Origin of the sequence: Erwinia sorbitola (assembly GCF_009738185.1) — a bacterium.
Classification (GTDB): Bacteria; Pseudomonadota; Gammaproteobacteria; order Enterobacterales; family Enterobacteriaceae; genus Erwinia; species Erwinia sorbitola.
In genome coordinates this window covers 845,521-867,615 of the sequence record NZ_CP046509.1, presented here as the reverse complement: position 1 = coordinate 867,615, position 22,095 = coordinate 845,521, and the positions used below count along the sequence as shown (strand labels likewise).

The following is a 22,095-nucleotide window of genomic DNA, read 5'->3' as shown; positions in this document are numbered from 1 at the left end:
CAATGTAAACGCTTACCCAGGAAGGCTTTAACTCATGGCTACCATAAAGGATGTTGCCAGACTTGCGGGCGTTTCGGTAGCGACCGTATCCCGTGTGATTAACCACTCCCCTAAAGCCAGTGAAAGTTCGCGTGTTGCTGTAACCAGCGCGATGGAGTCGTTGCAGTACCATCCCAACGCCAATGCACGTGCGCTGGCCCAGCAGTCTACCGAAACCATCGGGCTGGTAGTGGGTGATGTATCCGACCCGTTCTTTGGCGCGATGGTCAAGGCGGTGGACTCTGTAGCCTGGCAAACCGGCAATTTTTTGCTGATTGGTAACGGTTACCATAATGAGCAAAAAGAGCGCCAGGCGATTGAGCAGCTAATGCGCCACCGCTGCGCTGCGCTGGTGGTTCACGCCAAACAGGTTCCCGATGAAGATCTGATTCCGCTGATGAAACAGCTGCCGGGAATGGTGCTGCTGAACCGCGTTTTGACGGGTTTTGAAACCCGCTGTATTGCGCTGGATGACCGATACGGCTCCTGGCTGGCGACCCGCTATCTGATTCAGCAGGGGCATACCAATATTGCTTATATCTGCTCTAATCACTCCATTTCCGATGCTGCCGACCGTCTGCAAGGCTATTACGATGCGCTGAAAGAGCATAATCTGCCCTGTAATGACCGCCTGGTGGCTTTCGCTGAACCGGATGAAGTGGGCGGTGAACAGGCGATGACCGAGCTGCTCGGCCAGGGAAAAACGTTTACCGCTGTGGCCTGTTATAACGATTCGATGGCCGCCGGTGCGCTGGCGGTGTTGAGTGATAACGGCGTGCGGGTGCCGGAGGAGATGTCGCTGATAGGTTTTGATGATGTGCTGGTTTCGCGCTATGTGAGGCCGCGCCTGACCACGGTACGTTATCCTATTGTAACAATGGCACAGCAGGCGGCAGAGCTGGCGCTGGCGCTGGCTCACGGGCAGCCGCTGCCGGAGATTACCAATTTATTTAGTCCGACGCTGGTGCGCAGGCATTCGGTGGGAGCACCGTCATCCCATATTGATTAGCCGTCCGTGCAGGAAGAACCGAGGGCGAGGCATGCTTCGCCCCTACGGTTATCCCGTTATTTCTCCGCAGGGATCAGGCATACCTGGCCCGCCCTCGCCGCTGTGGGGCCAGTTATTCCAGCGACTTATAATACAGGCGTACTGCGGTCGCCGGATAATCCAGCGCATCGCCCATATACGTCCAGCCAAAACGCTCGTAATAATCCGCACAGGCGGAATAGAGATAGAGCTGACGGTCACCGCGTTGACGGCAGCAGTCGATCACCGTCTGCTGTAGCTGTTCGCTTAATCCCTGCCCCCGATAACGTTCATCCACAAAGAGCGCGGCCAGCCAGGGGAACAGATCCTGACGGCTGATCAGATCGCAGCGCCACAATCCAACCGTACCCACCGCCCGGTCGCCGTCCAGCGCCACAAAGGTTAACGGCAGATCGGCACCGCGCAGGCTGCTGTCGACCACGCTGGCAAAAAAATCACGGCTATCGGCACCGCCAAACGCCCGCCACTGCCAGTCGACAATCGTTTCACGGTGCTGCGGGGCGGCACTCAACGGCACAATACGCAGATGACTCACACCAGTTTTCCCTGGAAAATCGGCACTGATTCAAAAAGGTAACCGTCGAAATCCGGCGCATCGGCGTCGGACAGCTCCAGCAGGCTGTGTTTCACGTTTTCCAGATGCTGCCACATCGCCTGCCATGAGCCCATCACATCACGCCGACGCAGGGCAGCAAGAATGGTCTGGTGATCGCCCAGCCATTTCAGCCGGTAGCTACGGGTTTCAATATGGCTGCGCAGCTGCTGCCACAGCGGGCTGCTCTCATGATGACGCCAGATGCTATTGACGGTATCAAGCAGCATCTGGTTTTGCGTGGCACCCGCCAGCAGCAGGTGAAACAGCTTGTCGTTGTCCTGGCTTTTATCATCAAGGGCAATGGCGCGCTGCTCCTGCTCCAGGGTGCGTTTAAGATTTTCAATATCCGCTTTCGTCGCCATTTTTGCGGCAAACGCGGCGATATTACTTTCCAGCAGCTGCCTGGCCTGCAACATCTCAAACGGACCAACGTCACTGCGGAAAAACGCCTCCTCTTCATCGCTGCTTTCGGAAGGAATACGCATCACATAGACGCCAGAGCTCTGGCGAATATCGACCGTTCCTTCCAGCTCCAGCATCAGCAGAGCCTCACGAACAATGGTGCGGCTGACGCCCCAGCTCTCGGCAATATGACGTTCAGGCGGCAGACGAGAGCCAACCGGATAGTGACCATCGATGATTTGCTGCCGCAGATCGTGCCCGATTTCCTGATACTGCTTTTTTTCCTGCGCAGGCGCACCTTTGTCCACAGAGCCTCACCTTTTAAACCATTATCACTATTGATTGCGGCTAGTTTACCAAAGCCAGCGCCTGATCGAGTACTTTTGCGCCGTTGAGGGTGCCATATGCCACCGAATCAATAACCGCAATCGGAATATTGTAGCTGTCGGTCAGTTTACGGTTCTCCTCAAGCTTGAAACGCACCTGCGGCCCCAGCAGAACTACCGCCACTTCACCGGGGTAGTTTTCCAGCTCATCACGCAGGTTCTGTTCAGGAATAGCATAGATTTTCCAGGCCAGTCCGCGAGTGGCGGCTTCTTTTTCCATCCGCGTCACCACCATCGAGGTGGACATGCCTGCGGCGCAGGCCAGTACGATACGTTGCATCAGTCACTCCTTATTTAGCTTCATCATCCAGCGTCACGGTCAGCTGGCGCTGTTCGCTGACCTGTTGATACCAGTGAGCGGACTTTTTCATCCGGCGCTGACGCTGGTTTTCAAGGTCAATTTCTATGAGTCCGTAACGGTTTTTAAAGGCATTCATTGGCGATACGTTGTCGGTAAAGGCCCAGAGCATATAGCCCTGGCAGTTCATGCCTGCGGCGTTTGCCCGCAGCGCCTGGTAGAGGTGTTCGGTAATAAAGTCGATGCGGTAATCATCCTGAATCTCACCCCCGGCGTTTTTAAAGCGTGCTTCGTTCTCAATCCCCATGCCATTTTCGGCAATAAACCACGGGAAATTGTCGTACTCATTCTTCATGCGCTGCGCCATATCCCAGACGATAGCGGGCTGAATTTCCCAACCGCGCGAGGTGTTCATACGCCGTCCTGGCAGTTCGAAATGTTCATAATAAAAGGCCGGATGGAATGGCGTTTCCGGGTGCCAGGCACGAGATGGCGCTTTGACGCGGTGCGGGTAGTAGAGGTTAATCCCGACCTCATCAACGGGGTTGGCTTTAATGATTGCCAGTTCCGTTGCGTCGTACTGCCAGCTGACCTGATGCTTTGCCAGCAATGCTATCAACTCAGGCGGATATTCGCCTTTGATTGCAGGGTCAAGGAACACGCGGTTATAGAACAGATCGTAGATTTCAGCTGCTTTTACATCGTGCGCCGCGCTGGAGCGCGGATAGGTCACTTCCGGGTTGAGGATGGTGCCAACGCTGCCCTGATAGCCTTGCTCCCGGAATAGCGCGACCACTTTCGCGGTAGCAAGGTTTTTATGGTGGTTCCACTGCATCCATTTGTCGGTGTTCTGCTCATAGGGCCAGCGCAGTGCATCCAGATAGACTCGTGTCTGCACCACAATCGGTTCGTTAAAGGTAAACCAGCGCGTCACTTTATGGGCGTAGCGCGCAAACACCTGCTGCGCATAGCGCACAAACAGCTCCACCACATGCTTCGATCCCCAGCCACCATACTGCTCCAGCAGCGCGGCGGGCAGTTCATAATGTTCCAGGCACAGCATCGGCTGAATGCCGTTAGCCAGCAGTTCATCAATCAGGCTGTCGTAATAGGCAGCGTACTCTTCATCTACCACGGCATTTTCATAATCGGTGAGAAAGCGCGACCAGTTAATTGAGGTGCGGTAGTGCGTTAATCCCGCCGCTTTCATCAGCGCCACATCTTCTTTATAGCGGTTGATAAAATCAGTAGCGATCGCCGGCCCGTAGCCGTTATGCCATACGTGGCGGTCATGCTGATACCAGGCGTCAAGATAGGAATCCTGCCCGGCTTTTTTGCCACTCCAGCCTTCGGTTTGCCACGCAGATGCGGCAGCCCCGAGAATAAAATCAGCCGGGATAGTGACGTTAATTGTGCTCATCATAGCTCCTTAATTTTTCGCGATTTCAGGCTGTAGTGCTTTGGCATCAGCGGCTTCCGCACGGCGCGCGGCAATTTTTACGAACGGCAGATAGACCAGAACAGAGACGAGAATACAGATGATTTGCGTGACCACCGCCCCCATGGATCCAGCGGTAGAGAGCCAGGCGTTAATGATTGGCGGCGTGGTCCAGGGCACCATCACCACCGCTTTACCGGCAAAACCGGTAACCGTGGCGAAGTAGCCAATCGATCCGGTGATCAACGGCGTGATAATAAAGGGGATGGCGAGGATCGGATTGAGCATAATCGGCATACCGAAAATCACCGGCTCATTAATATTAAACAGGCCAGGGCCGAAAGAGAGTTTAGCGATTTCGCGCATCTCTTTACGTTTGGTCGCCAGCATTACCGCCGTCAGCAGGCCGATGGTCAGCCCGGAACCGCCGATGCTCATATACACATCCCAGAATGGCATGGTGATGATATTCGGTACTTCTTTGCCCTGCTCAAACGCATTCATATTAACCAGAATCGCCCCCAGCAGCAGCGGTTCACGGATCGGTTTTACCATCTGGTTGCCGTGAATACCGATTACCCAGAAAAGCTGGGCAACAAACATCAGCAGCAGAATGCCCCACAGGCTCTGTACCACTGATTCCAGCGGTTCCTGCACAATTTTATACACCGCGTCATACAGAAACATGCCGGTGACGCGGTGGAAGATAAAGCCAAAGGTGGCAATGGCTGAGACGGTGATAATCGCCGGGATCAGCGCCGAAAACGAGGCCGCCACATTGGGCGGTACGGTATCCGGCATTTTGATTTTCAGCCGATCGATATTTTCCAGGCGGCAGTAGATCTCGACTGAAAGAATGGCGATAAACATCCCGAGGAACAGGCTTTTGGTATCAGAGAACTGTTTTGCCAGGACATCGGTTACCACCTGCATCTGGCCACCGACCATCATCGAGAGTGTAGTCGGCGTCACGGCAATAAAGCAGATGATCGCCAGCAGGCCGGGAAACAGCGTTTTAATACCGTTGATTTTCCCCAGTTCGATGCCAATCAGGAACACTGCGCCGATATTGAGAAAACTCAGGGTCGCGTAGTTAATGCTGGAGGTGATGGGCTTAAGCTGCGCGAGGAATGACAGCGACTCAAAGCTCGCCAGACCGTTCTTGCCATCCAGCACCATATTGGAAATCAGCACCGAGAATGCACCGACAATAATCACCGGCATCAGGGTAATAAATGATGACTTAATCGCCATGATGTAGCGGTAGCTGTTGAATTTAGTGGCAAAACTCCCCAGCGAGTCGATTAGCCGATCCTGTAGAGACATGTGTGAATCCTCAAGGTAAGGGGTCTGGCATCCCGGCATTGATCTTTGTGCAACTTCCGCTGTTGTGGCATACCAAAAATAAACAACTGCTGATTATTTACTGTGATTAACGTCTCAGAAGCGATTACTGGTATTCCAATAAGATTAATAAACCAATTTTGGTATACCAATGGAGGCGATGATGGATTTTGAACAGACGATGATGGAGTTGCTGATCAATGCGGGTGAAGCACGATCTCACGCCATGAGCGCAATTCAGCACGCCCGTAAACGCGAGTGGCAGCTGGCCGATGAAGCGCTGATGGCTTCGCAGGAAGCATCAAAAGCCGCGCACAAGATACAGACACAGCTGATTGGCGCTGATGAAGGATGTGGCAAAGTGCCGGTGACGCTGATCCTGGTGCATGCGCAGGATCATCTGATGAATGCGATGCTGTGCCGCGATCTGGCAGAGGAAATTGTATTGTTGAGGAAAGAGATGTTTGCCGGGTGATGGAACTTCAGCGGCAATACGGCAACAGGCACGTCTCATCCCGGGTCAGGCGTACCTGACCCTTTAGAAGATCCGGATTACAACTCCAGCGCCAGCAGCTCGGCTACGGTTTGTGCGCGGCGAATCTGACGCGGTTCGTCGTTTTCAAACAACACCTCCGGGATCAGCGGGCGGCTGTTGTAGTTGGACGACATTGATGCACCGTAAGCGCCCGTATCGTGGAAGACCAGATAATCACCCACTTTCACCGCAGGCAATGCCCGGGTTTCCACCTTGCCGCCTTCCAGTTGAGTAAATACATCACCTGATTCACACAGCGGCCCGGCCACCACGCTCTCGACGGTATGCTGCTCGTCCAGTTCGCGGCCATCCCCGGCAATCGCTGAGATATGGTGATAGCTGCCGTACAGCGACGGGCGCATCAGGTCGTTAAATCCGGCATCCACCAGCACAAAGTGGCGGCTGCCCATCGACTTAACGGCGCGTACCTGGCTGACCAGCACGCCAGATTCCGCCACCAGGAAACGCCCCGGTTCGATTTCCAGTTTCACCGGATGCCCCAGATGCTGCGCCACGCGCTGGCGCGCTGCATCCCACAGGCCATAATAGTGACTGGTATCAATAGTTTCTTCGCCAAAGTGGTAAGGGATCGACAGGCCGCCTCCGGCGGAGATCGCCTCCAGATCCTGACCAAAGCTCACCACCTGATTCACCATCGCATCACAAACCTGCTCGAGGTGTGCATAGTCAACGCCGGAACCGATATGCATATGAATGCCCACCAGCTTCAGCTGATATTGCTGAATCGCTTCCAGCGCCAGTCCCATATCGCCGTGCCAGATACCGTGCTTGCTGTTCTCGCCACCGGTGTTGGTTTTCTGGCTGTGTCCGTGACCAAAGCCCGGGTTAACCCGCAGCCATACCGGATGGCCGGGTGATACCTGGCCAAGCTGGTGCAACATATCGACGGAACCGGCGTTCACCGGCACTTTCAGCGCCGCAACCCGCGCCAGCGTCGGCTCATCCAGCAGATCGGCTGTAAAGACAATCTCATCGCCACCCGCCTGATATCCGGCAGCCAGCGCACGCTCTATTTCGCCCAGCGATACGGAGTCAACTTTCACCCCCGCTGCGCGCATCAGGCGCAGGATATGAATATTGGAGCAGGCTTTTTGCGCAAAGCGAATCACATCAAACTGCTGAAGCTGGCGGATACGCGCCTGAATGATGTCGGCATCATAAGCCCAAAACGGGCCGCCGTAACTGCGCGCCAGCGGCAGCAGGTTGTCCTGAGTCAACGCGGTGGTGGTATCGGTAAGCAGGCGTGGCATAAGAAATCTCCATAGGTTTGTAGCGCTATTACGCCACAGCCAGAGGCGGGGGAAAAATATCTTTTTTATCGCACTCTATTCATCCATGATATGGCCTTATCCTTAATACCTGACGGGAGCCGAGAATGGCCGGAGTTTCACTGCGTCATATTGAGATTTTTCATGCGGTGGTCACCACCGGCAATCTGACCGAGGCGGCAGAGCTGCTGCACACTTCCCAGCCCACCGTCAGCCGCGAGCTGGCACGCTTTGAAAAGCTGATTGGTCTGCAACTGTTTGAGCGGGTGCGCGGCCGTCTGCAACCGACCGTGCAGGGACTGAGGCTGTTTGAAGAGGTGCAACGCTCCTGGTATGGGTTGGATCGCATTATCAGCGCCGCCGAGGGGCTGCGTCAGTTTCGCCAGGGGGAGCTGTCGATAGCCTGCCTGCCGGTTTTTTCGCAGTCGCTGCTGCCGCTGCTCTGTCAGCCGTTTATGCAGCGCTATCCGGATCTCAGCCTGAATATTATTCCACAGGAGTCACCGCTGCTGGAGGAGTGGCTGTCTGCACAGCGTTACGATCTGGGTCTGACTGAAACCATCCATACCCCGGCTGGCACCGAGCGTACCGCCCTGTTTACCGGCGATGAAGTGTGTGTCCTGCCGCAGCAGCATCCGCTGGCCAGCCGCGATTGCCTGACGCCGCAGGATTTTGCTGGTGAGCGCTATATCAGCCTGTCGCGTACTGACAGCTACCGGCAGCTGCTGGATGGTTTATTTAACGAGCATGGAGTACAGCGTCGGATGGTGATGGAGACGCACAGCGCGGCATCGGTCTGTTCAATGGTCAGGGCGGGTGTGGGGGTGTCAATTGTGAATCCGCTGACGGCGCTGGATTACGCCGACAGCGGAGTGGTGATACGGCGTTTCAGCATTGCCGTGCCGTTCACCGTCAGTCTTATCCGGCCACGCCACCGCCCTGCTTCAGCACTGGTGGAGGCTTTTAGTCAGCATCTGCAACAGCAGGCGGGCCTGTTCAGCCAGCGCCTGCAACTGCGTCTGGTTTAGTGCGTGGCCCTGGCGGGCTGTGATTGCCCGCGTGAGCCACGGAAGGTATACAGACAAACCAGCAGGCCGATGGCCGCCAGCACGGCAGCCGACACCGGAACCGCAGTCAGGCCGTAGCCGCCACCAATCACTGCCCCGCCCACCCAGGCACCGAGCGCATTCCCAACGTTAAAGGCAGAAATATTCAGCGTCGACACCAGGTTCGGCGCATCTTTTCCGTGACGCACCACGTTAATCTGCAACGCCGGAACCATCGCAAAGGTCGCCATCGCCCACAGGAACAGGGTGATTTCCGCCAGCCACAGCGAGTGACTCGTCCAGCTGAACAGCAGTGAGAATAGCGCAATCAGTGAGAAACTGAGGATCAGGCTAAACGACACTTTCCAGTCGGCCAGTTTCCCCCCAAGGATATTCCCCACGGTCAGGCCCGCGCCGATCAGGAACAGCGTCCAGCTAACGCCACGGTCGGTAATTCCCGTTACCTGCAACAACAGCGGGGCGATATAGCTAAACAGCGCGAACATCGCGGCGGCGAAAAACACCGTCATCAGCAATGACAACCACAGCTTGCCGTTATTCAGCGCGCTGACTTCAGAAGCCAGATGCACCGGTTTTTCATCACGATTGGTCGGCAGGCTGACAATCAGGCCGATAAACGCCAGTACGCCGATTACCGCCACGCCCCAGAACGTGGCACGCCAGCCAAACATCTGACCAAACCAGGTACCTAACGGCACGCCCAGCACGTTAGCCAGGGTTAAACCGGTAAACATCAGCGCCACTGCCGACGCCTGTTTGCCGGGGGCCACCAGGCTGGCGGCAACCACCGCCCCGATGCCGAAGAAAGCACCGTGACACAGGGCCGTGACGATACGGGCCAGCATCAGCAGGTTATAGGTATAAGCCAGCGCACAGAGAATATTGCCGACGATAAAGATCGCCATCAGCAGGATTAACGTCCGTTTACGCGGCAGCTTTGCCGTCAGCAGCGCCATAATCGGCGCACCAATTGCCACGCCCAGTGCATAACCACTGATCAGCCAGCCCGCAGACGGAATAGACACCCGCAGATCATTTGCCACTTCCGGCAACAGCCCCATAATGACAAATTCCGTGGTGCCGATAGCAAAGGCACTCAGCGCCAGCGCCAGTAATGAAACAGGCATGTCACACACTCCCAGGATAAAAGTAAACCTGCCCTCTGCCGGCAGAGGGCCGCGATGGTCAGGTTGAAATAATCGAAATAAGTTGAGTCGCCGACGACAGGTCGGCGGTTCGGAGTATGACGGGAAAATTGATCTGCGTCACAGCAGTTAATTAAAGCACAGCTTCTTAAAGGCTTACAGCCCGCTGCCTGCAACAGTCTGTTGCTTCACAGGCAAGAATGGTCAGGAAAGAGTAAACCCAAAGGAAAAAAACGCGATCGCACGCTCATTTTGTCATTTTTCTTCGCTATACTTTGCGTTAATATTGGATTACATCATTTTTTCTAATCATTCTTTTCTGCGATTCATCTGAGATTTTGAAATTCCCAGTGAGACTTGCTGCCTGCTCTTTGGTTGACGCCAGATTCGACGTAGCATTTGATACATTAAAGTTCTGCGACAGATGGCCGATATGCCTGTAAATAGAGGTTATGACAATTCCTGCCGTACCTGAATGACTCATCACTGAGGAGACCCGATGCGACTCGCCATTTGCCTGCTAGCCCTGTTTCTGGGGGGGTGTTCCGTAGGGAAGTACCAGTACAGCAGTGAAGCGCATGACCGGGTAGATATGACGGTCACCGGCATTCCTACCGTGCTGGGGCTGGGTACGCTGGGTACCACTATCCCCCTGACGCCCGAGTACAGCCTGACCGCAGCCCACGTGGCGAAATTCTCCATGTATCGGGTGAAGTCTTATCATCCTGAATGCGATCTGGCGGTGGTGTATCACAAAAATGATAACGTGCCGCCGCTGCATTTTCGCAACGGGCTGATTGGTGACAAGATTAATCTGTATGGCTACAGCTTTATTTCAGCCATGCCGGTGGCATCGACGGGCACCAATCTGATCAATACCGGGCTGAAAAACTCCTGGAATAAAGTCAGCTGTGTGGTGGTAGCGTCCGATGCGGGCGTAGTGCAGGGTATGTCCGGTGGCGCGGTGTATAACGCCTCTGACGATTCGATTGGTGGGGTGATTGTTGGCTACAGCAAACGAATTAACGATATGAAGAGCGGCAAAACACTCTACAAAGACGTATCACTCTATGTGCCTTATGCGCGATTTAAAGACTGGCTGAATGAAGCCGTGAAATCCTGATAACTTCGCTGACGCGAAAAAAAACGGCCAGCAAAGATGCTGACCGTTGATGCTTCGGGTTACGCTTACTTATTGCTTGGGCGCAGGGCCGGGAACAGGATCACATCACGGATGGTGTGGCTGTTGGTAAACAGCATGACCATACGGTCGATACCGATACCCAGACCCGCCGTTGGCGGCAGGCCATGCTCCAGCGCCGTCACGTAGTCTTCATCGTAGAACATCGCTTCATCATCACCGGCATCTTTGGCGTTAACCTGTTGCAGGAAACGCTCTGCCTGATCTTCCGCATCGTTCAGCTCTGAGAAGCCGTTACCGATTTCACGTCCGCCGATAAAGAATTCAAAGCGATCGGTGATCTCCGGGTTCTGATCATTACGACGTGCCAGCGGCGATACTTCAGCCGGGTATTCAGTAATAAACGTTGGCTGGATCAGATGCGCTTCGGCGGTTTCTTCGAAGATCTCAGTGACCAGACGGCCCAGCCCCCAGCTCTTCTCCACTTTGATGCCCAGAGACTGAGCAATCGCGACGGATTTATCGAAATCATCGAGATCGGCCAGATCGGTCTGCGGACGGTATTTAAGAATCGCTTCTTTCATCGTCAGCTTCTCGAACGGTTTACCGAAATCGAACTCCTGCTCACCGTAAGGCACCACGGTGGTACCGAGCACGTCCTGAGCCAGGGTGCGGAACAGGCTTTCGGTCAGTTCGATCAGATCTTTGTAATCCGCATACGCCATATAGAGTTCCATCATGGTGAACTCTGGGTTATGACGCGGCGAAATACCTTCGTTACGGAAGTTGCGGTTGATTTCGAACACGCGGTCGAACCCACCCACCACCAGACGCTTCAGATACAGCTCCGGCGCAATACGCAGGTACATATCGATGTCCAGCGCATTGTGATGGGTGATAAACGGACGGGCAGACGCACCGCCAGGGATCACCTGCATCATCGGAGTTTCCACTTCCATAAAGTCGCGACCGACCATAAAGCTGCGGATGCCAGCCATGATCTGAGAGCGAATTTTGAAGGTGTTACGCGAATCGTCGTTCGAGATCAGGTCAAGATAACGCTGACGGTAACGAGTTTCCTGATCGGCCAGGCCGTGGAATTTATCCGGCAGCGGGCGCAGTGCTTTAGTCAGCAGGCGCAGTTCGCTACAGTGGATAGACAGTTCGCCGGTTTTAGTCTTGAACAACTTACCGCGTGCGCCGACGATATCGCCGAGATCCCACTTTTTGAACTGTTCGTTGTAGATGCCTTCTGCCAGATCATCGCGAGCCACATACAGCTGAATACGGCCGCCAACGTCCTGCAAAGTCACGAAAGATGCCTTGCCCATAATGCGGCGGGTCATCATACGGCCGGCAACGCTGACTTCCAGACCCAGCGCTTCCAGCTCTTCGTTCTCTTTGCCATCAAACTCGGCGTGCAGCGTATCAGCGGTGCGATCGCGGCGGAAGTCGTTCGGGAAGGCCACGCCAGTTTCACGCAGTGCAGCCAGCTTTTCGCGACGCGATTTCAGTTCATTATTCAGTTCAATCGCGGCATCAGCGGCCTGCGGTTGTTGTTCAGACATGTGAGTTCCTTATAAACCTGCTTTCAAGCTTGCTTCGATAAAACGATCCAGATCGCCATCCAGAACCGCCTGAGTATTGCGTGTTTCCACGCCGGTACGCAGATCTTTGATGCGGGAATCATCCAGCACGTAAGAGCGGATCTGACTGCCCCAGCCGATATCAGACTTGTTGTCTTCCGCCGCCTGCTTGTCCGCATTTTTCTTCTGCATTTCGTATTCATACAGCTTGGCGCGCAGCTGTTTGAAGGCCTGATCTTTGTTCTTATGCTGGGAACGGTCGTTCTGGCACTGCACAACAATGTTGGTCGGTAAGTGGGTGATTCGCACCGCCGACTCGGTTTTGTTGACGTGCTGACCACCGGCACCTGAGGCACGGTAAACGTCGATACGCAGATCGGCCGGGTTAATTTCGATGTCGATGTTGTCGTCCACTTCCGGGTAGATAAACACCGAACTGAACGAGGTGTGGCGACGACCGCCGGAGTCGAACGGACTTTTACGTACCAGGCGATGTACGCCGGTTTCAGTACGTAACCAGCCATACGCATAGTCGCCGACGATTTTAATGGTGGCGGATTTAGTTCCGGCCACTTCACCGTCAGACTCTTCGATAATTTCGGTTTTGTAGCCTTTGTCTTCTGCCCAGCGCAGGTACATACGCAGCAGCATGCTGGCCCAGTCCTGTGCTTCGGTGCCGCCAGAACCCGCCTGGATATCCATGTAGCAGTCAGCGCTGTCGTATTCACCGGAAAACATGCGACGGAATTCTAATTCGCCAAGTTTCTTTTCCAGCACGTCGAGTTCAGCGATTGCTTCATTGAAGGTGTCTTCATCTTCCGCTTCAACGGCCAGCTCCAGCAGGCCAGCGACATCTTCCAGCCCCTGTTCCATCAGATCCAGAGTTTCAACAACGGCTTCTAATGCGGAACGTTCTTTACCCAGCGCCTGGGCGCGTTCAGGTTCATTCCAGACATCAGGCTGCTCAAGTTCAGCGTTTACTTCCTGAAGGCGTTCTTTCTTGGCATCATAGTCAAAGATACCCCCGAAGAACGCTGCTGCGCTCAGTGAGATCCTGAATACGGTTCTTTACCGGATTAATTTCAAACATGGTTTTGAGATCTTTTTAGGTGATCGAAAAGGACGTTTACCCCCAATAATTCGAAGCAACCAACGCACCTGAAGCTTGAAGAATAAAGGGTATAAATGTAACGGTGCAGTTTAACCGAAACAGCGTACGGTTTGTAGCACTGAACGCATCTTGTGCGTTCAGTGCTATGCGATACACATCAGATTACAACGCCCAGAGGTGGTCGATGATTAGCTGCACGTTGCGGTTACCGCGAAACTCATTGACGTCGAGCTTATAGGCCAGCTCCACCTGTTTTACGCTCGGATCCGGCCAGAGCGCCGTATCGATGTTAAAAGCGATACCGTCGAGCAGTGGCCCACCGCCAAGCGGTTCAATCATCACTTTCAGGTGACGCTCGCCCACCAGCTTCTGCTGAAGCAGCCTGAACTTCCCGTCAAAGGTCGGTTCCGGGAACGCCTGGCCCCATGGCCCTGCTTCACGCAGCAGTTCAGCGGTGGGCAGCGTCAGCTCCTGCGCCATCAGCTCGCCGTCTGACCAGACCACTCCCTGAAGGGATTCGGCATCAAGCCAGTCGCCCACAAGGTCGGCAAAGCACTGACGGAAACGGTCAAAGTTAGCCTCTTCCAGCGATAACCCGGCCGCCATTGCATGACCGCCAAATTTGATGATCAGCCCGGGATTGAGAGTATCCAGCCGCTCCAGTGCATCGCGCATATGCAGCCCGGCAATTGAACGTCCGGAGCCTTTCAGCGTGCCATCACCTGCTGGTGCAAAGGCAATCACCGGGCGGTGGAAGCGCTCTTTCAGGCGTGAAGCCAGAATACCCACCACGCCCTGATGCCACTCCGGATGATACATGGCAATGCCGAGCGGCAGCGCTTCGCTGCTGGCCTCAAGACGGTCGCACAGTGCCAGCGCCTCCGACTGCATCCCCTGCTCGATCTCTTTGCGCGTCTGATTAAGCGCATCCAGCTCGCTGGCGAGCATGCGCGCCTGGCCCAGATCCTCACTGAGCAGCAGCGCCACGCCAACCGACATATCATCCAGCCTTCCGGCGGCATTCAGGCGCGGCCCGAGGGCAAAACCTAAGTCGCTGGCGGCCAGCTGACGAGCATCACGGTTGGCAATTTCCAGCAGAGCACGAATACCGGGACGGCATTTCCCGGCGCGAATGCGGCTCAGTCCCTGCCAGACCAGAATACGGTTGTTGGCATCCAGCGGTACGACGTCTGCAACGGTACCCAGCGCCACCAGATCCAGCAGTTCAGCCAGATTCGGCAGGGTGGTCACACCGCAATTACGCAGCTGCGATCGCAGCGCCAGCATCAGATAAAACGCGACACCAACGCCCGCCAGCGATTTGGAGGGGAATGTGCAGTCGTTAAGATTCGGGTTAACAATGGCATCGGCATCCGGAAGCGTCTCGCCCGGCAGGTGGTGATCGGTCACTACCACCGGAATGCCCTTTTCATGGGCCAGAGCAACTCCTGCATGGGAGGAGATACCGTTATCCACGGTGACGATCAGCTGCGCGCCGCGCGCCGCCGCCTGCTCCACCACTTCCGGGCTGAGGCCGTAGCCATCATCAAAACGGTTAGGCACCAGATACTTAACGTTCTGCCCGCCCATGCTGCGCAGCGCCAGCACGGTCAACGCCGTACTGGTGGCACCGTCGGCGTCAAAGTCGCCCACAATCATAATGCAAAGATTATTGGCGAGCGCCCGTTGCAGAATCTCCACCGCCGCCTGAATACCGCTAAGGGACTGGAAAGGATGCAGATTCTTTGCGCCGCGCTCCAGCTCACTGGCCTGGCGGATTCCGCGACGGGCATAGAGACGACGTAGCAGAGGGTGAAGATCGGCAGGTAAAGCGTCGGTGTCCGTCGCCTCACGGCGACGGAGTTCTGTTTTACTGTTCACTGACATCAGCCGCCGTTTTTCTGGCTGTCGAGGAATTTCTTCAGATCCTGCGGGCTTTGATAGCCTGGGATCATACTGCCGTTCTCAGTCAGCATCGCCGGGGTGCCCTGGATACCGTAAAGAATACCCAGTTTGTACTGCTGGCCAATATCGATTTTGCAGTCCGCTGGTGACACTTCTTCACCTTTCATTGCGGCATCGAAGGCTTTACGGCGATCGGCGGTACACCAGATCGATTTCATATCTTTTGCCACTTTTCCGGTCAGCCCCTCACGCGGGAAAGCCAGATAGCGCACGGTGATGCCCAGCGCATTATAGTCGGCCATCTGCTGATGCAGTTTGTGGCAGTAGCCGCAGGTAATATCGGTAAATACCGTAATCACATGCTGCTCTTTCGCCGCTTTGTACACGATCATATCTTTGCTCAGAGCTTCCACCTTCTTGTCCAGAAGCTGGTTGGTCACGTTGACCGGCTGGCTACCGCTGACATCATAGAGCGGCCCCTGAACGAAATGCTTACCATCGTCGGTCACATACAGCACGCCGCTTTCGCTCAGGACGGTTTTAAATCCCGGCAGAGGCGAAGGCTGGATCTCGGTCTGCTGTAAGCCCAGCTTATTCAGAGACTGTTTAATCGCTGCATCATCGGCATGGGCCAGTCCACTGGCAAACGCAATGAGTCCCGAAAGTAACAGGTAATGCTTCTTCATTTCATATCCTTATAGCCTAACTAAGCGGGCTGTATTTTCATGTAAATCAGGCACGTGGGTGGTGCTGCTGATGTAGCTGACGCAGGCGTTCTGTCGCCACGTGCGTGTAAATCTGGGTGGTAGATAGATCACTGTGACCTAACAGCATCTGTACGACACGTAAATCTGCCCCGTGGTTCAGCAGATGGGTGGCGAAAGCATGACGCAGCACGTGCGGTGACAGTTTTTCACTGTCGATACCCGCCAGTGTGGCGTAATGCTTGATACGATGCCAGAAAGTTTGCCGGGTCATCTGCTGTGCACGGTTGCTGGGAAACAGCACGTCAATCGTCTTGCCGTTGAGCAGCCAGGGACGGCCATACTCCACAAACTGTTCAATCCAGTGCACCGCCTCTTCACCCATTGGCACCAGCCGCTCTTTATTACCTTTACCGATCACCCGCACCACCCCCTGGCGCAGGCTGATATCGCTGAGGGTCAGGCCAACCAGCTCCGTCACGCGCAGCCCGGTGGCGTAAAGTAGCTCCAGCATCGCTTTGTCGCGTAGTTCAATGGGCTGGTCGAGACACGGTGCCTGTAGCAACCTCACCACCTGCGCCTCAGAGAGATCTTTCGGCAGGCGCTGCGGCAGTTTGGGCGATGATAATAGCGCGCTGGGATCGTCAGCCCGTAGTTTCTCCCGGTAGAGATACTGGAACAGACGGCGCATGGCGCTGAGTAGACGCGCAGAGCTGGTCGCCTTGTAGCCGCCCTCCAGCCGTTCGGCGAGAAAGCCCTGCAACTCCACCGCGTCAACCGTTAGCAGCGCAAGCTGGTGATGCTGTAACCAATCGCAGAGCGAGCGTAAGTCGAGGCGGTAAGAGGCGACGGTATTTTGCGCCAGGTTGCGCTCGATCCACAGTGCATCAAGAAATTGCTCAATCAGATCGTTATCCTGCACCTCAACTTCTCCTGTCTGCGATTCTTATGACGCTGAGTGCGCTACAACAAACAACTTTATACTTAAAAATCAGCATAATAGCGCACTCACCTGCCGTACAAAGTGTACCCATTATGCCTCATTTCTGCCCGCTTCTGATATAATCGCCGCCAGACTTTACGAAAAATGAGTTTTACTACGATGAAAATCGGTCTGTTTTATGGTTCCAGCACCTGTTACACCGAGATGGCCGCAGAGAAGATCCGTGACTTTATCGGTGAAGATCTGGTCACATTGCATAACCTGAAAGATGATTCCCCTGCGCTGATGGAGCAGTACGATCTGCTGATCCTTGGGATTCCAACCTGGGATTTTGGCGAGCTGCAGGAGGACTGGGAGGCGATCTGGACCGATCTGCCACAGTTGAATTTACAGGACAAAGTTGTGGCGCTCTACGGTATGGGCGATCAGGGAGAGTACAGCGAATGGTTTCTCGATGCGCTGGGCATGCTGCATGAAGTGCTGGCACCATCCGGGGTGCAGTTTGTTGGCTACTGGCCGCTGGAAGGCTATGAGTTTACCAGTAAAAAACCGCTGACTGCCGATGGTAAGCAGTTTGTCGGCCTGGCGCTGGATGATATCAACCAGTTTGAACAGACCGATGAACGTATTGCACAGTGGTGCGAACAGATTCTCACCGAGATGGCCGAACTGCTTTAAGCCTGCCGCTGCAAGCCAACGGCACCCGGGGCGGCCGCTATTTTTGGTCGCCCCGGGATCTATTATCCTGTTATTTCCACAGCCTGAAGCGCCCTTCTTCGTCCAGATCCTGCGCACCATCGGTGGCCACTTCCGGCATCACCGTTGCCGACAGGCGATACCAGTCAATATTCCTCGTCAGGGCCATGACAGCTGCCAGCGCCGCCATCAGCACGCCGGTTCCCAGCAGCAGCGCGCTGTCTTCAGACTGCAACAGCTGCCACAGCACGGCATCCAGCACCAGTAAACCGCCAACAAACATCAGGCTGCGTCGCCACCCGCGTAATACCGCCTGCAAATAGAAGCCGTTTATCGCCGCACAGGTCAGGCTGGCGGTGAGCCAGGCAAGGTTAAAGCCGATATGTTCGGAAAGAGCCAGCAGCACGAGGAAGAACATCACCAGCGACAGTCCCACCAGCAGATACTGCATCGGATGCACACGCAACGCAGTCAGCGTTTCAAACAGGAAGAAGGCCATATAGGTCAGGCCAATCAGCAGAATGGCATACTTAACCGCTCGCTCGGTCTGTTGATACTGATCGACCGGGTTGACCACCATTGCACTGAAGGCCGGAAGCTTGTCGCTGCTGACGGTGAAATCATCGCGCACCAGCGAGTTAAGATTGTTAGCAAACCAGCTGCTCTGCCAGCGGGCGGTAAAACCGTCAGGCGTGATCTGGCGCTGCTCCGGCAGGAAGCTGCCGGTAAAACCCGGATGCGGCCAGTTGCTTTTCAGGTCAAAGGTACTGTTTTTACCCAGAGGCACCACTTCCAGCCGCTGCGTGCCCTGCAATTTAAGCGCGAAGTTCAGCGCCAGATTTTTTTCCTGTAAAACTTCAGCAGGCAGCGCCACATGCAGCCCTTCGCTACTGCCGGGAAGATCGCTGCCCGGCTGGAAGTCAAACTGCCTGTCGCCAATATTCAGCGGCGTTACGCTGCTGATCCCGCGTGAGTCACCTACTCCCATAACCAGCCAGGGGTCGCCAAGAGTGATGCCGGGCTTTTTAATATCCGCCAGCTGTTCGCTGTCAAAGATGGCGTTGATGGTAAACCCCGTTCGCCAGACCTGCCCCTGATAAATGCCGACGTTGCGCTTTTCTACTTCCTGATCCCCCACCACTCGCAGGTTTTTAGGCAGATAGTAGCGTAAATGACTACGCTGAACCGTGACCTCTTTTCCGTCGCGTGTTTCCGTTACGACTTCGCTCCATGGAATGGCAATCAGTGGCCCAAACAGGCGCTGCGGGCCGCTGGTGCTCTGACTGAGCTTATCGGCCACGCTGTCGCGCCAGATGCTGCGTTCGTCGATGAGCGAACTGAGTAAACTGAGTGGAACCAGCAGCAGCAATAGGCAGCCAATCAGGGTGAGCATTTTCCATAATACCGGGGATTTATTCATGTTGGATTCTCCTGTGTGTATAGCGCAGAAGATAGCCCGCCTGAATGGGGAGAAAATGAAGTTATGTGAAGAGACGGTGAAGTAAGCGGTTATTTTTTCACAGTAAGCTGTGCGCAGACGCCACCTTCAGGACGTGGCGTCAGAGTGATACCTCCCTGATGCAGCCGTGCAACCTCCTGTACAAAGGCGAGACCCAACCCGCTGCTTTTCTCCCCGTTACTGCGTGGCAAAGAGTAGAAGCGGTCAAATATATGGGGCAGCGCATAGTCCGGAATCCCGCTGCCGCTATCCAGTACTGTGAAAATAACTTCATCGGCAGCCTGGCTGACTTCAAGCCGCACCTCGCCCCCCAGGGGCGTAAAGTCGAGGGCATTATCCAGCAGATTAGCCAGCGCCTGCTCCAGCAGCAGAGCATCAGCACGCACGGAAATCCCGTCAAAGGCGGCAGCGTCGAAGGTCAGGCGCTTGCCCTGTGCCTGCACTGCCCGACTGTCACACAGCGAGGTAATAAGCGGCAGCAGGCTGACCGGCTGGCGCTGAATTTCCGGGCGGTTTTCCAGCGTCGCCTGGCGCAGCAGATTGTCGATCAGCCGCTGCATTCGGGCATTCTGTTGCAGGATATTAGTTGAGAAGCGCTGAGCAACCTCCGCCGGGGGACACTCGCGCAAAATTTCTGCTGCACCACGGATGGCCGCCAGCGGGCTTTTCAGCTCGTGAGTTAATGCATGGGCATAGTGCTCAATATAGCGTTTACCTTCGAGCCTGAGGCGCATACTCTCCAGCGCCTGGGCCAGCTTGCGCAGCTCAGTGCTGTTCATGGCTGGCAGCGGCTGTGCGTCACCCGCAGTAACGGAATCGGCATAACGAACCAGACGCCCAACGGAGCGGTTAATCCAGAGGACAAATCCCAGCCCTATCAACAGAGCAATACCCAGCAGCGCCGCACCGGCCCAGAGAATGCGGTGTTCGCTACGGCGGATTACCGGCACCATCGTACTGTTCGCTTTCCCCACGCTGAGTACACCCAGCAGCTGCGCGCCATCTCGCACCGGCGCGGCGACATACATGACCGAACTCGCATCATCATCCGGGTTACTGCGGGTGCTGCGTGCGCCGTACTGGCCGCGAAGCGTCAGCAGCACATCATTCCAGCGCGAGTAGTCCTTGCCCACCGCCACTCCGGCAGAATCAAACAGCACAATCCCTTTGGCATCAGTGAGATAAACATGATATTCGTTACGCCGTTTAGCGATGCCGCTGATATTGGCATGAACCCGATAGTTTCGCAGCTGGGCGAATGCCTGCGCCAGCTGCCCCCGCTGCGGATTACCGCTGATAATATCTGCACGGGCAAACTGTGCCAGCAGCGTGGCGGTATCCACCAGCGTCCCTTCGGTGGCCCGACGCACGCCGGGCTTAATCTCCTTTAAGAAGATGCTGAGTACAAACCACGCGGCCACGGCGACAATCAGAAAATAGCCCAGCAGCAGACGCATTCCGATGCGCATCAGCCCGCCACCAGGCTGTAACCCAGCCCCCGGTGAGTCATCAGCACCTGCTCCTGAGGATTAATATCACGCAGCTTGGCGCGCAGGGTTTTGATATGGGTATCAACAGTGCGATCAAGGCTCTCTTCTGCCTCTTTCCATACCAGATTCATCAGCTGCTGACGTGAGAACACCCGCCCGGGGGAGAGCAGCAGCGTTTTCAGTAGCAGATATTCATAGCGAGTCAGTGTCAGTGGCTGATCACACCACTGTACGCGCGCGGCAGATTCATCAAGGGTGAAATTGCCGACGTTATAGCGGGGTGACTGTGCGATACGCTGCTGTTTTTGCAGGCGACGCAGCAAAGTACGCACCCGCGCACAGACTTCACGCGGGGAGAAAGGTTTAGCAACGTAGTCATCTGCGCCGATTTCCAGCCCCAGCAGCCGGTCAACTTCTTCGCTACGGGCGGTAAGAAACAGTACCGGAAGATCCGGCTGCTGCGCCAGCAACCGCCGACACAGCTCAAAACCATTGATATCAGGCAGGCCAACATCCAGGATCACCAGGTCAGGAGCCTGCTGCGGCAGCGCTTCCAGCAGCGGCATTCCCCGGGGAAACCAGCGGGTTTCAAACCCCTCCAGTTGCAGCATATACAGCAGTGTGTCGGCAATGGCGGCTTCATCTTCTACCAGCCAGATGGTGGCGCTACTCATCACGCAGTTCCTTTTCGTTCAGCAGCTGCTGGCGCAGGAGCCGCCATTCACTGTTTTCCATGCCATCGGCAAATAGCCACAGACGCTGACGGCAACCTGATGTTTCCTGTAATGAGAGGCACATCGCCAGGCGACTCAGCCACGGGCGTGAAGTCATGCGCCACTGACGCTGCTGCCAGATCAGCACTCTCCCCTCACGCAGGATAAAATCACCCCGACAGCGGAGGAGCCGCTGCTGGCCGCGCAGGCACTCTATCAGCACCAGCAGCATTAATATCGCTCGCGGCAGTGCGGCACTGTCCGGCCAGGGAGCAAGCAGCAGCGCCAGCATCACCGCACTATGCAGCAATAGTGAAAGCGTGCGCGCCTGCCGGGAAGGCCGTAGATTACATTGCCACCGGGCCACGTGCCTTGTTTCTTTCCTGAATCAACGCCACCATGCGTTGCAGTTCGGCATCAGCCGGTTCACCATGATTCATCAGCCAGTTGAACAGATCGGGATCGTCACTTTCCAGCAGACGCACAAACAGCTGCTTGTCTTCGTCAGTCAGTGAGTCAAATTCATACTGAAAAAAAGGCATGATGGAGATATCGAGTTCGCGCATGCCACGACGGCAGGCCCAGTGAATACGTGATTTATTTGAAATATCCATGTCACTCTGCATTGGTTAACCAAACATGGCGCTCAGTGTACCGCTTTTTTGCCTCACTGTTGATGCAGCAATTTTAGCCCTGCGCGTCAGCGCGCAAAACAGTGACATCAGTTACAGGGTTATCACGCGTTTTGTGCCGCTTTTCCC

22 protein-coding genes are annotated in these 22,095 nt (G+C 55.3%); 5 read left to right on the top strand and 17 right to left on the bottom strand.

Features of this window, described 5'->3' with window-relative positions; translation table 11 throughout:
• Window positions 1-34: 34 nt before the first annotated feature.
• Entirely contained in the window at window positions 35-1,048 is a 1,014-nt protein-coding gene (gene galR, locus GN242_RS03930) for an HTH-type transcriptional regulator GalR (protein WP_154753559.1), read from the top strand.
• A 112-nt stretch (window positions 1,049-1,160) separates the two neighbouring features.
• Here galR and GN242_RS03925 read toward each other — a convergent pair whose 3' ends face one another.
• The 5 genes from GN242_RS03925 to GN242_RS03905 are packed head-to-tail and all read right to left on the bottom strand — an operon-like array spanning window position 1,161 to window position 5,532.
• The gene (locus GN242_RS03925; protein ID WP_154753697.1) at window positions 1,161-1,613 is read right to left on the bottom strand and encodes a GNAT family N-acetyltransferase; all 453 of its coding nucleotides are present in this window, start codon (window positions 1,611-1,613) and stop codon (window positions 1,161-1,163) included.
• A gap of 5 nt (window positions 1,614-1,618) precedes the next feature.
• Entirely contained in the window at window positions 1,619-2,392 is a 774-nt protein-coding gene (locus GN242_RS03920; RefSeq protein ID WP_156286946.1) for an FCD domain-containing protein, read from the bottom strand.
• A gap of 40 nt (window positions 2,393-2,432) precedes the next feature.
• Window positions 2,433-2,750, bottom strand: coding sequence for a PTS sugar transporter subunit IIB (locus GN242_RS03915; protein ID WP_154753558.1), 318 nt, complete (start codon window positions 2,748-2,750; stop codon window positions 2,433-2,435).
• A gap of 10 nt (window positions 2,751-2,760) precedes the next feature.
• Window positions 2,761-4,188: a glycoside hydrolase family 1 protein gene (locus GN242_RS03910; protein WP_156288181.1), complete on the bottom strand. Its 1,428-nt coding sequence runs from the start codon at window positions 4,186-4,188 to the stop codon at window positions 2,761-2,763.
• Between the two features lie 9 nt (window positions 4,189-4,197).
• Window positions 4,198-5,532, bottom strand: coding sequence for a PTS sugar transporter subunit IIC (locus tag GN242_RS03905; RefSeq protein ID WP_156286945.1), 1,335 nt, complete (start codon window positions 5,530-5,532; stop codon window positions 4,198-4,200).
• A gap of 181 nt (window positions 5,533-5,713) precedes the next feature.
• Between GN242_RS03905 and GN242_RS03900 the strand changes: the two genes are divergently transcribed.
• Window positions 5,714-6,025, top strand: a complete 312-nt coding sequence (locus GN242_RS03900) for a PTS lactose/cellobiose transporter subunit IIA (protein ID WP_195918384.1) — start codon at window positions 5,714-5,716, stop codon at window positions 6,023-6,025.
• Between the two features lie 77 nt (window positions 6,026-6,102).
• Here GN242_RS03900 and lysA read toward each other — a convergent pair whose 3' ends face one another.
• Window positions 6,103-7,356, bottom strand: coding sequence for a diaminopimelate decarboxylase (gene lysA, locus GN242_RS03895; protein WP_156286944.1), 1,254 nt, complete (start codon window positions 7,354-7,356; stop codon window positions 6,103-6,105).
• Between the two features lie 125 nt (window positions 7,357-7,481).
• Between lysA and GN242_RS03890 the strand changes: the two genes are divergently transcribed.
• Window positions 7,482-8,402: a LysR family transcriptional regulator gene (locus tag GN242_RS03890; RefSeq protein WP_154753554.1), complete on the top strand. Its 921-nt coding sequence runs from the start codon at window positions 7,482-7,484 to the stop codon at window positions 8,400-8,402.
• On the opposite strand, the gene GN242_RS03885 is transcribed toward GN242_RS03890, so the two are convergent.
• Complete coding sequence (locus GN242_RS03885; RefSeq protein WP_154753553.1) at window positions 8,399-9,568, bottom strand: MFS transporter; 1,170 nt, start codon at window positions 9,566-9,568, stop codon at window positions 8,399-8,401. The two genes, GN242_RS03890 and GN242_RS03885, sit on opposite strands and share 4 nt — an antisense overlap.
• A gap of 517 nt (window positions 9,569-10,085) precedes the next feature.
• Here GN242_RS03885 and GN242_RS03880 point away from each other — a divergent pair.
• Window positions 10,086-10,709, top strand: coding sequence for a S1 family serine peptidase (locus GN242_RS03880; protein ID WP_156286943.1), 624 nt, complete (start codon window positions 10,086-10,088; stop codon window positions 10,707-10,709).
• A 65-nt stretch (window positions 10,710-10,774) separates the two neighbouring features.
• Here GN242_RS03880 and lysS read toward each other — a convergent pair whose 3' ends face one another.
• The 5 genes from lysS to xerD all read right to left on the bottom strand — a co-directional run bounded on the left by lysS (window position 10,775) and on the right by xerD (window position 16,955).
• Window positions 10,775-12,295, bottom strand: coding sequence for a lysine--tRNA ligase (gene lysS, locus GN242_RS03875; protein WP_154753551.1), 1,521 nt, complete (start codon window positions 12,293-12,295; stop codon window positions 10,775-10,777).
• 9 nt (window positions 12,296-12,304) lie between these two features.
• Window positions 12,305-13,403 (bottom strand): peptide chain release factor 2 gene (gene prfB, locus GN242_RS03870; protein WP_156286942.1). Its coding sequence is split into 2 segments (ribosomal slippage): window positions 12,305-13,327 and window positions 13,329-13,403, totalling 1,098 coding nucleotides; the frame shifts between segments, so codons are not numbered across the junction.
• A gap of 183 nt (window positions 13,404-13,586) precedes the next feature.
• The gene (gene recJ, locus GN242_RS03865; RefSeq protein ID WP_156288180.1) at window positions 13,587-15,305 is read right to left on the bottom strand and encodes a single-stranded-DNA-specific exonuclease RecJ; all 1,719 of its coding nucleotides are present in this window, start codon (window positions 15,303-15,305) and stop codon (window positions 13,587-13,589) included.
• Window positions 15,306-15,310: 5 nt separating this feature from the next.
• The gene (gene dsbC, locus GN242_RS03860) at window positions 15,311-16,015 is read right to left on the bottom strand and encodes a bifunctional protein-disulfide isomerase/oxidoreductase DsbC (protein WP_154753548.1); all 705 of its coding nucleotides are present in this window, start codon (window positions 16,013-16,015) and stop codon (window positions 15,311-15,313) included.
• A 46-nt stretch (window positions 16,016-16,061) separates the two neighbouring features.
• Window positions 16,062-16,955, bottom strand: coding sequence for a site-specific tyrosine recombinase XerD (xerD, locus tag GN242_RS03855; protein ID WP_156286941.1), 894 nt, complete (start codon window positions 16,953-16,955; stop codon window positions 16,062-16,064).
• 180 nt (window positions 16,956-17,135) lie between these two features.
• On the opposite strand from xerD, the gene fldB reads away from it, so the two are divergent.
• Entirely contained in the window at window positions 17,136-17,654 is a 519-nt protein-coding gene (gene fldB / locus GN242_RS03850; RefSeq protein ID WP_156288178.1) for a flavodoxin FldB, read from the top strand.
• 70 nt (window positions 17,655-17,724) lie between these two features.
• Here fldB and creD read toward each other — a convergent pair whose 3' ends face one another.
• From creD to sdhE, 5 genes are all read right to left on the bottom strand, one after another.
• Window positions 17,725-19,092 (bottom strand): cell envelope integrity protein CreD, encoded by a 1,368-nt coding sequence (creD, locus tag GN242_RS03845; protein WP_156286940.1) that lies wholly within the window; start codon window positions 19,090-19,092, stop codon window positions 17,725-17,727.
• Window positions 19,093-19,181: 89 nt separating this feature from the next.
• Window positions 19,182-20,600, bottom strand: a complete 1,419-nt coding sequence (creC, locus tag GN242_RS03840; RefSeq protein WP_156286939.1) for a two-component system sensor histidine kinase CreC — start codon at window positions 20,598-20,600, stop codon at window positions 19,182-19,184.
• The gene (gene creB / locus GN242_RS03835) at window positions 20,600-21,295 is read right to left on the bottom strand and encodes a two-component system response regulator CreB (RefSeq protein ID WP_156286938.1); all 696 of its coding nucleotides are present in this window, start codon (window positions 21,293-21,295) and stop codon (window positions 20,600-20,602) included. Before creB ends, creC begins: the two co-directional genes overlap by 1 nt.
• Window positions 21,288-21,701, bottom strand: a complete 414-nt coding sequence (locus GN242_RS03830; protein ID WP_156286937.1) for a protein YgfX — start codon at window positions 21,699-21,701, stop codon at window positions 21,288-21,290. The genes creB and GN242_RS03830 overlap by 8 nt, the downstream gene beginning before the upstream one ends.
• Window positions 21,682-21,948, bottom strand: coding sequence for an FAD assembly factor SdhE (sdhE, locus tag GN242_RS03825; RefSeq protein WP_154753544.1), 267 nt, complete (start codon window positions 21,946-21,948; stop codon window positions 21,682-21,684). Before sdhE ends, GN242_RS03830 begins: the two co-directional genes overlap by 20 nt.
• Window positions 21,949-22,095 lie beyond the last annotated feature (147 nt).